Consider the following 10,823-nt stretch of genomic DNA (forward strand, 5'->3'; position numbering starts at 1 on the left):
CGTGATGCATGACGTGTCGTACAGCTGCTTGCCTTCACGAATCAGGGCTGCTGAATCGTCACTGGCGGTCGCAACCTGCGGAGCTGGTGTCAACGCCGAAGCGAGGAAACCTGCGCTGATCAATCCCATCATCAATACGAGCGCGCCAGTGACGCGCCGGCGGATTTTCCGCTGGCGACGCGACTTCGCGGCATTCGCTGAGTTATCGGATGCGGGAGGGGGGGATGAACTCATCTGTATCCCTTTGGTATGTCGGGACGGAACTGGACGTCAGGGGCTGCCTGGGGCGTACAGCTGATTAACGGATGAAATAAATCGTGGCAAACAGCGCGATCCACACGATGTCGACAAAGTGCCAGTAGTACGAAACAACGATCGCGGCGGTGGCCTGGGCGGGCGTGAACTTGCTGACCCGGGTACGTGCGATCAAGAAGACGAAGGCGATGAGACCGCCGATGACGTGCAGACCGTGGAAGCCGGTGGTCATGTAGAACACCGAGCCGTACACGCTGCTCGAAATCGTGGTGCCCTCGTGCACGAGGTGGTAGTACTCGTAACCCTGGCCGGCGACGAAGAACGCCCCCATGACCAAGGTGATGGTGTACCAGCGACGAAGTCCGAAGACGTCGCCACGCTCAGCCGCGAAGACACCCATCTGGCAGGTGAACGAAGATGCGATAAGCACCAAGGTCACCGGCACGGCCAGATACAGGTTCAATTCGGTTGGCTCCGGCGGCCAATTTCCGTTCGCCTGAGCTCGTGCCACGAAGTACATGGCAAAGAGCCCTGCGAAGAACATGAGCTCACTTGACAACCACACGATGGTGCCAACGCTGACCATATTCGGCCGGTTCAGCGAGTGCACGCGTTGGGTGATTGCCGATCCTGAAGTCCCTACTGCGCTCGTCACAGACAGAAGTATGACGCTTCGTCGTAAGAGACGACCACTCGGGTCCACCATCGGCGCGTCGCTCGGCTCGAGTTCGCGGGATCGGGCGGCGAACGCGCTGGTGGCGTGGTCGGAATATGCTGGCGCGATGGCAGCTACACACAAGAGTAGACCGTGGTTCCTGAGAATTTTCGGCACGAAGATTCCGACACCGCTCGATGCAGGGCGGTCGGATCTGGTCGTCGTTGCCGAAGGCTTCGACGACGCCGAGGCGAGCTCGACGGCTCTCGAACGTGCCGCCTCCACCGAGCCGGAGTTCAGGGCGGAGTCCGAAGTGGTTCTGCGGCATCATCTCGACCTCCCGGAGGGCTCGGTAGCCGATGCCGAGAGCATCGTCGCCCAGGACGGATATGTGCGAGGCGTGGGTCGGCCCGAGGACGTGACTCCGGTGGTCGAGAATTCGGTTCGCGTCGTCTTCGAGCGTGTCCAGGTGCTTGACGCCCTGCATTGCTCCCAGGAGCGGTCACGAATGGCTGGTCTGGCGCAGCGACTCGGTGGTTCGGTCGCCGGGTGGGACGCGCTCCAGCCCCCGATACTTGCGGAGGCGCCGCCCAAACGCGGTCGCAGAAAGTCCTGAGCGGCCCTATTCGGTTTCCTCGTTACCTCACTGACTAGGCTGCGAGGGTCATCGGCAGCACAAAATGGCAGCACAAAATGGCAGCTCGAAACGACAGCTCGAAATCCAGCCCACTTGAACGACAGGGGACCAAGGCACTATGGCCGGCACCGACGCATCCAACGCCGTGAACATCGATTCGAGTGCAGTGGTGCGGTCCTGGCCGATGATTCTCGGTTTGCTCACGGACGGCAGTGACTTGTCGGAAGCCGACAGTCGCTGGGCTATGGGCGAGATCATGTCGGACAACGCCACCTCCGCTCAGATCGCTGCTTTCGGGGTCGGTCTGAAGATGAAGGGAGAAACCCCCGCGGAGTTGGAAGGGCTCGCCGCCGCGATGCTCGAACACTCCAGGCGCGTGCCGGTCGATTCCGACGTCGTCGACATCGTCGGCACGGGTGGTGACCGCTCCAACACGGTGAACATCTCGACGATGGCCTCGATCGTGGTTGCCGCGTCCGGTGTGCGAGTTGTCAAGCACGGCAACCGCGCTGCTTCGTCCAAGAGCGGTGGCGCCGACGTGCTCGAGGCGCTCGGCGTTCGCATCAACCTCGGGCCGGAGCAGGTTGCGAGGTGCGTCGAAGAGGTCGGCATCGGCTTTTGTTTCGCGCCGGTCTTCCATCCCGCACTGCGCTTTGCGGCGGTGCCTCGCAAGGAAATCGGCATTCCGACGGCATTCAACGTCCTCGGTCCACTGACCAATCCGGCTCGTCCGCGTGCCGGGCTGATCGGGTGCGCATTTCCGAAACTGATCTCGGTCGTCGCGGGAGTCCTTGCGCAGCGCGGTAATTCGGCGTTGGTGGTACGGGGAGACGACGGACTGGACGAACTGACCACATCGACGACGTCGACGGTTCACATCGTCGGGGGTGGAAGTGTGCGAACTGTCACGCTGGATCCGCGTGACCTCGGAATCGACCGCGTTCCTCTCGAAGAGTTGCGTGGAGGCGACGCCGAAATCAACGCCACCGTCGCCAGAACGCTGCTTTCCGGGCAGAAGGGGCCGGTCCGGGACGCGGTCCTGCTGAACGCGGGAGCGGCCATCGCGGCATTCAACGGTGTCGGCGACGATCTCGAGAGTGCGATCTCTGCCGGGATGACTGCAGCCGCTGCCGCGATCGACAGCGGCGCGGGCGCTGAACTGCTTCACAAGTGGGCGGCGCTCACCGCCGAGCTGGCCGACCAAGCCTGATCGAGGGGCTATTCACCCAGCGAGAAACCGGCCTCGACGTCTGCGCTGGAGAATGACTGGAACGCAATGTGTGTGGCGGTTCGGAGAACGCCGGGCACCTTGTTGATTCCTCCGGTGACCACGTCGGCGATCTGGGCGTGGTCACGCACTTTCACGATGGCGATCAAATCGACGTCACCTGCGCACGAGTAGACCTCGGTCACTCCGGACAGGTCGGCGACGGCCTGCGCGGTTTCCGGGATCCGAGCGGACTCGGCGTGAATCATGACGATGGCGTTGATCATTTCTCTCCTCGATTTCCCTGCGGGTTGTGATGACCCGGTGGTTTCGATCGAGCTTAGGGGTGCCGCCCCGCCGTTACGTCATCGATGTTCGGATTCGGTTCCGGCTCGGGCGAGTCGGCACCAGGCTTCCCACTTGCCGGCGCCGCTCACAGGTTCGACGTATCCGGATGTCGCCGACACGATTCGGACACAGTCCGACGAGAGCCACCTTGCGATCAGTCCCAGTTCTTCGGGTGACGCGCCGCGGAACGGGGCGTCGTCCGGTAGGACGGTTTCGGCCGCCGCGGTGATGGCGTCGACGACGGGCATCGGGTGAGTCCCACGTCTGGCGAGCCCGGCGGACGCGAGACGCCCGGACCGGATCACCGACAGCTCCCAGCCGCCGTCTCCGGTGGGGCGGGCGAGAACGAGTTGTTCGATCGCCGCGACTGCGGCGAGTCGCTGAGTGCGCCGCACTGCGGTGGCGACTGCGACCGTTCGGTCACGCAGACGAGCAGCATTCTCGAACAACGCGTGTGCGGACAGCTCGTCGATCCGGGCCTGCATCTGTTGGAGGGGAGCGTCGTTGGTTCCTCGGAAGAATCCACGCACGGCCTCAGGGGCGGCCGCGTAGTCCTCTGCGTTGATTTCCGGGGTCCAGGAGGCTGGACACGCCCCCAGTTCGCGAGCGGGGCAGTCAGGGCCGTGAACGGCGCCGCGTCCGAGACGCTTGGTACACGTGCGCAGACGACTGAACTCTGCGACGGTGTCGGCGACGTCGACTGCGTCGGCGCGAGAGGTGAACGGGCCGATCGAATCGGCCGTGGGCGTGCGAACCACGGACAGTCTCGGAAACGCCTCGTCGGTGAGGGTGATCCACCAACCTCGCTTGGGAAACTTGGAGCGACGGTTGTACGGCGGCGCATGCGCGCTCAGCAGTCGTAGTTCACGCACCCCGGCTTCGAGAGCGTGCGCGCACTCGACATGGTCCACGCGGGTGGCCAGCGCGACCATTTCCTTCATCCGGCCGCGGGTCTCCGAACCGGTGAAGTAGTTGCGGACGCGGCGTCGAAGGTCGGTAGCAGTTCCTATGTAGAGGGCTTCGTCGGAAGGACCGCGGAAAAGGTAGACACCGGGGCTTCGCGGCAGGTTTGCGGCGAAGGACCGTTTGGCCCGTTGATGCGAGGAAATGTTGGGCAGGTAGTCGACTAGTTCGCTGTAACTGTGGACACCCTGGTTTCCGACCCTGTCGATCAGTCCGTGGAGGACGTCGACGGTCGCACGCGCGTCGTCGAGAGCCCGGTGCGTCGGCTGGGTGGTCACTTGGAAGAGATGGGCGAGTGCGGAGAGCTTCACCGAAGGTGCTTCGTCGCGTGTGAGTACGCGCCGGGCGAGTTTGACGGTGCACAGGACACGGAACGCAGGCCACGGGCGCGCGCTGCGTGACGCCGCTGCTTTGAGGAAACCGATGTCGAACGGCGCGTTGTGTGCCACCAGCACCGCGCCCTCGGCGAACTCGAGAAATGCAGGCAGGACACGTTCGATGGGAGGTGCGCCGATCAGCATGGCCGTGGTGATTCCGGTCAGTTCGACTATGTAGGGCGGAATCGACCGGCCGGGGTCGACGAGTGTAGCCATTTCGCCCAGTACCTCGCCGCCGCGGATCTTGACGGCGCCGAGCTCGGTGATGGAGTCCTGGTCGGCGCTGCCCCCTGTGGTCTCGAGGTCGACGACGACAAATGTTGTCTCGCTCAGCGGTGTGTCCAGTTCGTCGAAGCTCAGTTGCCGCCCGACGTCGAACTTCTCCCCGTCGGAGAACGGGGGCGGAGACGGAAATTCTCGGGCCGAGGCGGGACTCACACCGCAGACAATAGAAGTACCCCCCGACACGAATTCGAGAGCGCAGACACGGAATCCGACCCGCACGGACTTCCATTGCGAAATCGGTGGATGAACGCCCGACAAAAGTAGGAGAGACGAGGATCACACTTGCGGTGGGAACTCGCGAATGTGGACGCGCGCCTACTTGTGAGTAGGGCGAGTCGAGGGGTCGTTGGCGCGTCTGTCGATGGCTGAAACCGCGTCCGTGACCGGAACAGGTTCTAGTTTCAAGTAATCATCGTTGAACTGCATGGAAGATCGGATTGTCGGGTTTGGTGAGCCTTGGCAGTGGGTATCGGGCGCGGGTTTGACGGCCTGGAGTGGGTCGCCGAACCGACCTGTTGTTATCTCCCCGTGACCCGCCGGGCGTATCGCGGGCGCGGCACCACCATTTCCGGCGATTCGGGCGCGATTGTCACGAAGCGGTCGACATCGTCGCGATCATTTCGTAACCTTCCTGAGACCTAACGAAGTCTTGCCGGACCAAACAGGACCGGCATCGTCAGGAACCGCCTAATCGGGATCTCCGCGAGGAACCCGAACCGGGAACCCAAGTTTCCACTGGGGTGAATCCCGCCTGGGGTGCAGCACGCAGGATCGCTGCAGACCACGCGGGTAGGGCTGATCTTCCCAGCCCGAACCCGTCAGCTAACTCGGTCGGCGGATGAATGGAAGAAATGGAGCACCCCTTAAGTGGCGTCACAGAGTTTCAAGCGTTCAGCGCAGTTGGCAGTAGCCGGCGCGCTCGCAGTCGGAGCATTCGCTGCAACCGCTGCACCTGCCTCGGCAGACCCCATCACCATCCCCGGCGTCGGCACGTTCGAGGTTCCGGGCGTTTCTATTCCTCAGTTGCCGGTCATTCCGGGCATCACCGACATCGCACCGGCTGCACCGGCCGCTCCCATCTCCAGTGTTGGTGAGCAGGCAGTTCGCGCCGCAGAGAGCAAGCTGGGCTCCCCGTACGTGTACGGCGCAGCCGGCCCGGACGCATTCGACTGCTCCGGTCTCGTTCAGTGGGCATACAAGCAGGCCGGTCTCAACCTGCCTCGCACGAGCTACGACCAGGCTGCAGCCGGCGTTGCCGTCGCACAGTCCGATCTTCAGGTCGGCGATGTGATCTCCTTCTACGGCGGATCGCATTCGGGCATCTACGCCGGTAACGGCAATGTCATCCACGCGTCGACCGCTGGTCAGCCCGTGAAGCTCGCTCCGGTGTCCTCGATGCCGTACGACGGCGCTCGCCGTTACTGATTTCTGAACACGCTCGACGGCTGTCTCCGGTAGGCAGTCGGAACGATCCGCCGCTGTGATGCGGCGGAGCTCGGGGGAGCTCCGCATCTTCGAATGTGGGCCTCGAATCTTCGATTCGGGGCCCACATTTTCGTTTCGCGACAATTCGCCCGGTACTTCACCCCGACACGCCTACCGGCGAGTAGACACAAACTTATGCCGTTCCGTAACCTTATCGAGACATTGCGCGGCCGAGACAGGTACTGTGGATAGTTGACAGCCAGCTAACAGATCGTCGACCGGTCCCGGTCGGCGTCGCTTCACCGAGACGGAGAGTTGCATTCCGTGGTTTCATCGAAAAACAACAGTCGAGTACGGGCCGCATTGACAGTGGGAGTGCTGGCGTTCGGACTCGTTGCAGGGCCTTCGATGCAGGCCGGTGCCGACCCCGTCATCACCAACCCCACCGAGGCGCTCGACAAGCTCGGTGAACTCTCCCGGGTTTCCGAGCAGACCAACGAAGCGCTGCACAACGCGCAGATCGACCTCGACGCGAAGCTGGCAGTCGCGAATGATGCGGACGTGCGATCGGCAGCCGATCAGGGTCTTCTCGACGCGGCTTCGGCGCGCGTCGCCGAGTTCGCTCCGGCGGTAAACCGTATTGCCACAGCGAATTACCAGGGTGCGCGAACCAATCGCCTCTTTGCGTTGATGGTGAGCGACTCGCCGCAGCAGTTGCTCGACCAGATGTCTGCGCTCGACGTGATTTCCAACGACGCGGCAGTACAGGTCTCTCAGTTCAACCAAGCCACTGCCGATGCGCGTGCCGCCTCGGAAGCGTCGAAGCGATCGGCCGAAGAAGCGCGAACCGCCGCCGATCAAGCCCGCGCGCTCAGTGACGATTTGCAGCGCAAGCAGAGTGAACTGCAGACGCAGATCGCCGACGTGACCAAAGCCTTCCAGAATCTCACCGACGACGAACGTAACCAACTGAGCGGTACGCCTTTCCCGCCGGACGTCGATCTCAGCAAAATTCTGGCTAACTTGACCCCTGGCTCGGGTGCTGCTGCTCTGCAGGCAGGCCTCACGCGGATCGGTGACCCGTACGTCTGGGGCGCGACCGGCCCGAACGAGTTCGACTGCTCAGGTCTGGTGGTATGGGCCTACAAGCAGATCGGAAAGACTCTGCCGCGATCGAGCCAAGCGCAGGCGCAGGGCGGTGTACCGGTGTCGAGGGACCAACTACAGCCCGGCGACGTCGTGACGTTCTACAGCGACAACTCGCATGTCGGCATCTACGCCGGCGACGGAAACATTCTGCATGCGTCGACGTTCGGCGTACCGGTGAAGGTCCAGTCGATGGCAGGCATGGAGTTCTCCACTGCGCGTCGTTACTGACGGCTTGCTGCGCCCGAGCGGCGTGTGGCCAGCCGCCGTGAAGCGTCGAGTCGAGTTCTCCTACACTCGGCACCGTGCCGACTGAACCGATGACGACGCCCGACGTCGGCGCAGATCGACCACGCCGTTGGGAGTATCCGGCCCTCGTGGCGCTCGGTGTAGCCGTGGTGCTCGTTCTGGGCCTGACGATCTTCCTGACGAACAGGTCCGATTCCGACGAAAACGCCGCCGCCGAACAGGACGCGGAACGCAGCGCTCAAGTCCAGAGCTTTCTCGATGCATGGGCCGCGGCTCAGATGTCCGACGATCCGTCGGGGCTGGCGAAGTTCGTCGACAGTTCCGCCGCACCCGGTGTGCTCGAGGCGGAAGTTCGACGAGCCACTGCAGCGGGAGCGCTCGAATTCTCCGACTGGGGATACGAGATTCCCAGCGGCGGCCTGACTCCGGCGCCGCGAACCGGTGCGCCGGGCGGAGACGTCGAAGTATGGAATGCGCAAGTTCTGTTGCGGTACGCCCTCGACGGCGTCGACGCATTGCCCACGCGCAAGGCAGTGTCCATGACACTCGCGAAACGCGGCGATCAGTGGTCGGTTCTTGCGGACGGGTCGATCGTCGGACTGGACGGCGCCCGAACGGCGGGCGAATCCTGGAATGGCCCCTGGGACTTCGGCCCGCTTGCCGTCGCCGAGAATTCTGCGGGTAACGCGCTGGTGATCGGCCACCCGGGTCAGCAGGCGTTCGTCGACGCTTTGGCTGCCGATGTGGACTCAGCCATCGAGAACACGACGCAGTTGTGGGGGCCGTGGTGGTCCGAGCGCGCGGTGCTCATGGTGGCGGGGTCCGCTGAGGAATTCACCGCACTGGTCGGCTCCCATCACGACGGCGCTTCGATTGCCGCAGTGTCGGTCGCGGATGCGACGGCGGACGGGTCTTCCGACGTGAGCGGCCAGCGGGTGGTCTTCTCGCCTGCCGCGGCTTCGAGGTTGACCGACATCACCAGGCGAACGGTGTTGCGCCACGAACTGATGCACATAGCCGCCCGATCGAAAACCCGTGACGGGTCGCCGATGTGGGTATTGGAAGGGTTTGCCGAATACGCGGGAAACCGTGGATCCTCGCGGGCCTGGGGTGAGATCGCGCCGACTCTGGCGGCAGCGGTACGCTCCGGCGATACTCCGACCGAGTTTCCGGACGACACGCAGTTCAGCGGTGTACCGGTCGTGAGTTCACTGGCGTACGAATCGGCGTGGTCGATCAACGCGTATATCGCCGATCGATTCGGAGAAGCAAAGCTGACCGACCTCTTTCGCGCTCTCGCCTCCGGAAAGATGACGGCCGAAGACCTCGATTCGCGGATCCGAGCGGTCGTTGGCGTCGGAACCGAAGAATTGCGAACCGGATGGGTCGACTGGACCAACAGCCATCTGGGCTGAGTAGTTCGCGGCTGGGTCGATTGCAGCGGCGAGGTGCCCTTCGCACGTTTGAAGCACCGAGTGCCCTACGGTGGACGGATGCGCCGGACCCTCTTGGTGACCAACGATTTTCCTCCTCGCCCCGGAGGTATCCAGTCTTATCTCCACACGTTCGCCGGGCATCTGCCGCCGGACAAGTTGGTGGTGTACGCACCGCGGTGGCGGGGCGACTCGCACAAGAAGTTCGATGCGGCACAGCCTTTCGAGGTCGTTCGGCACCCGACGACGCTGATGCTGCCGTCGCCTTTTGTCGCTCGTCGAGCCGCGAAGTTGGTCAAGAAGCACGACTGCGAGTCGGTCTGGTTCGGTGCGGCAGCACCGTTGGCGTTGTTGGCACCGGTTGTTCGACGCGCCGGAGCGAGCCGAGTGATCGCGAGTACTCACGGCCACGAGGTCGGATGGTCGATGATTCCCGGTGCGCGGCAGTCGTTGCGTGTGATCGGTGACCACACCGATGCGGTGACGTTCGTCAGCAAATACACCCGTGGGCGGTTCTCGGCGGCCTTCGGCCCGCAAGCGGCGCTCGAGCACCTTCCTTCCGGAGTGGACACGTCAGTGTTCCACCCGGACTCGGTCGCCCGCGCGGAACTGCGTAAGCGATACGGGCTGGGCGAGCGGCCCACGATCCTGTGCCTGTCGCGGCTCGTGCCACGCAAGGGGCAGGACATGCTCATCAAGGCGCTGCCGACCGTACGCAAGAGCATTGACGGGGCGGTACTGGTGATCGTCGGAGGTGGGCCGTACGAGGACCATCTCCGCCAATTGGCGCGTAAGACCGGGATGGACGATCACGTCGTCTTCACGGGCACGGTGCCCGCCGCAGAGTTGGCGGCGCACCACACGATCGCCGACGTGTTCGCCATGCCGTGCCGTACCCGAGGCGCCGGATTGGACGTCGAAGGACTGGGAATCGTCTACCTCGAGGCCTCGGCTACCGGTGTGCCGGTCATCGCCGGGCGCAGTGGTGGCGCTCCGGAAACGGTGCAGCAGAACAAGACCGGGCTCGTGGTCGACGGCACCTCTGTTCGCGACGTCGCCGAATCCGTGATCGAGGTGCTGTCCGATCGTGATCGCGCGGCCGCGATGGGAGCAGCCGGCCGGGCATGGGTTGCCGAAGACTGGAAGTGGGACACGCTCGCTTCGAAGCTGCGTAATCTCCTCGGCTGAGCTACCGGGACTCGAACGCAAACGGCCCGCACCGAATTCGGTGCGGGCCGTTCGTTGCTGCGAGAAGCTGCTTGCCGAAAACCTACTTGGCGTAGATCTTTTCGATGTCGGCGGCAAAGCTCTCGTGCACGACGTTGCGCTTGAGCTTCATCGTGGGCGTGAGTTCGCCTGTGTCCTCGGAGAAGTCGACCGGAAGAATGCGGAACTTCTTGATCGCCTCGGCGTGTGAGACGAGCTTGTTGGCCTCGTCGATGGCGTCCTGGATTTCGCCGACCAGTTCGCCGTCCGAAACCAGGTCGGCCGCTGTGGTTCCTGCGGCCTTGTTGTTGCGCTCGTTCCAGGCGGGAAGAGCTTCGGCGTCGATGGTGATGAGGGCGCCGATGAAAGGCTTCTGGTCGCCGACCACGATGGCCTGGCTGATCAGCGGGTGCGCGCGAAGGGAATCCTCGAGCTGAGCGGGGGAGACGTTCTTGCCGCCTGCCGTGACGATGATTTCCTTCTTGCGGCCGGTGATGGTGATGTAGCCGTCCTTGTCGACGGTGCCGAGGTCGCCGGTGTGGAACCAGCCGTTCTCGATCGACTCGGCGGTCGCCTTCTCGTTGCGCCAGTAGCCGGTGAAGACCACCGGTCCCGAGAGGAGGATTTCGCCGTCTTC

Annotated in this window: 9 protein-coding genes, 2 pseudogenes and 1 riboswitch; of the genes and pseudogenes, 6 read left to right on the forward strand and 5 right to left on the reverse strand. The window is 63.6% G+C overall.

Annotated elements, in window-relative coordinates:
• Both A2J01_RS35205 and ctaE read right to left on the reverse strand, forming a co-directional pair.
• Positions 1–234 (reverse strand): annotated as a pseudogene (locus A2J01_RS35205) (cytochrome C); the annotation flags it as partial.
• 64 nt (positions 235–298) lie between these two features.
• Positions 299–910, reverse strand: coding sequence for an aa3-type cytochrome oxidase subunit III (gene ctaE / locus A2J01_RS18195; RefSeq protein ID WP_007730060.1), 612 nt, complete (start codon positions 908–910; stop codon positions 299–301).
• Positions 911–1,037: 127 nt separating this feature from the next.
• On the opposite strand from ctaE, the gene A2J01_RS18200 reads away from it, so the two are divergent.
• On the forward strand, positions 1,038–1,526 hold the full coding sequence (locus A2J01_RS18200) for a hypothetical protein (protein ID WP_030537046.1): 489 nt from the start codon (positions 1,038–1,040) through the stop codon (positions 1,524–1,526).
• Positions 1,527–1,665: 139 nt separating this feature from the next.
• On the forward strand, positions 1,666–2,757 hold the full coding sequence (gene trpD, locus A2J01_RS18205; RefSeq protein ID WP_064113263.1) for an anthranilate phosphoribosyltransferase: 1,092 nt from the start codon (positions 1,666–1,668) through the stop codon (positions 2,755–2,757).
• 8 nt (positions 2,758–2,765) lie between these two features.
• On the opposite strand, the gene A2J01_RS18210 is transcribed toward trpD, so the two are convergent.
• A complete protein-coding gene (locus A2J01_RS18210; RefSeq protein ID WP_003941677.1) occupies positions 2,766–3,041 on the reverse strand; it encodes an Lrp/AsnC family transcriptional regulator in 276 nt (91 codons plus the stop codon).
• Between the two features lie 78 nt (positions 3,042–3,119).
• Positions 3,120–4,802 (reverse strand): DEDD exonuclease domain-containing protein, encoded by a 1,683-nt coding sequence (locus A2J01_RS18215; protein WP_231915822.1) that lies wholly within the window; start codon positions 4,800–4,802, stop codon positions 3,120–3,122.
• Positions 4,803–5,401: 599 nt separating this feature from the next.
• Positions 5,402–5,580, forward strand: a riboswitch (cyclic di-AMP (ydaO/yuaA leader).
• A 14-nt stretch (positions 5,581–5,594) separates the two neighbouring features.
• Between A2J01_RS18215 and A2J01_RS18220 the strand changes: the two genes are divergently transcribed.
• The 4 genes from A2J01_RS18220 to A2J01_RS18235 all read left to right on the forward strand — a co-directional run bounded on the left by A2J01_RS18220 (position 5,595) and on the right by A2J01_RS18235 (position 10,168).
• Positions 5,595–6,152, forward strand: coding sequence for a C40 family peptidase (locus A2J01_RS18220; RefSeq protein WP_003941754.1), 558 nt, complete (start codon positions 5,595–5,597; stop codon positions 6,150–6,152).
• A 324-nt stretch (positions 6,153–6,476) separates the two neighbouring features.
• Entirely contained in the window at positions 6,477–7,529 is a 1,053-nt protein-coding gene (locus A2J01_RS18225) for a C40 family peptidase (protein WP_003941704.1), read from the forward strand.
• Positions 7,530–7,603: 74 nt separating this feature from the next.
• The gene (locus tag A2J01_RS18230) at positions 7,604–8,962 is read left to right on the forward strand and encodes a peptidase MA family metallohydrolase (RefSeq protein ID WP_231915821.1); all 1,359 of its coding nucleotides are present in this window, start codon (positions 7,604–7,606) and stop codon (positions 8,960–8,962) included.
• Between the two features lie 78 nt (positions 8,963–9,040).
• Complete coding sequence (locus tag A2J01_RS18235; protein ID WP_003941734.1) at positions 9,041–10,168, forward strand: glycosyltransferase family 4 protein; 1,128 nt, start codon at positions 9,041–9,043, stop codon at positions 10,166–10,168.
• Positions 10,169–10,250: 82 nt separating this feature from the next.
• Here A2J01_RS18235 and A2J01_RS18240 read toward each other — a convergent pair.
• A pseudogene (locus A2J01_RS18240) lies at positions 10,251–10,823 on the reverse strand (AMP-binding protein); the annotation flags it as partial.

This window comes from Rhodococcus sp. EPR-134 (assembly GCF_001647205.1).
GTDB classification, from domain to species: domain Bacteria; phylum Actinomycetota; class Actinomycetes; order Mycobacteriales; family Mycobacteriaceae; genus Rhodococcus_F; species Rhodococcus_F qingshengii.

Excerpts from the sequence above, each read along its gene's own strand:
- A2J01_RS18200 (WP_030537046.1), top strand. The coding sequence starts at position 1,038 with ATGGCAGCTACACACAAGAGTAGACCGTGGTTCCTGAGAATTTTCGGC.
- trpD (WP_064113263.1), top strand. The coding sequence starts at position 1,666 with ATGGCCGGCACCGACGCATCCAACGCCGTGAACATCGATTCGAGTGCA.
- A2J01_RS18210 (WP_003941677.1), bottom strand. The coding sequence starts at position 3,041 with ATGATCAACGCCATCGTCATGATTCACGCCGAGTCCGCTCGGATCCCG.
- A2J01_RS18235 (WP_003941734.1), top strand. The coding sequence starts at position 9,041 with ATGCGCCGGACCCTCTTGGTGACCAACGATTTTCCTCCTCGCCCCGGA.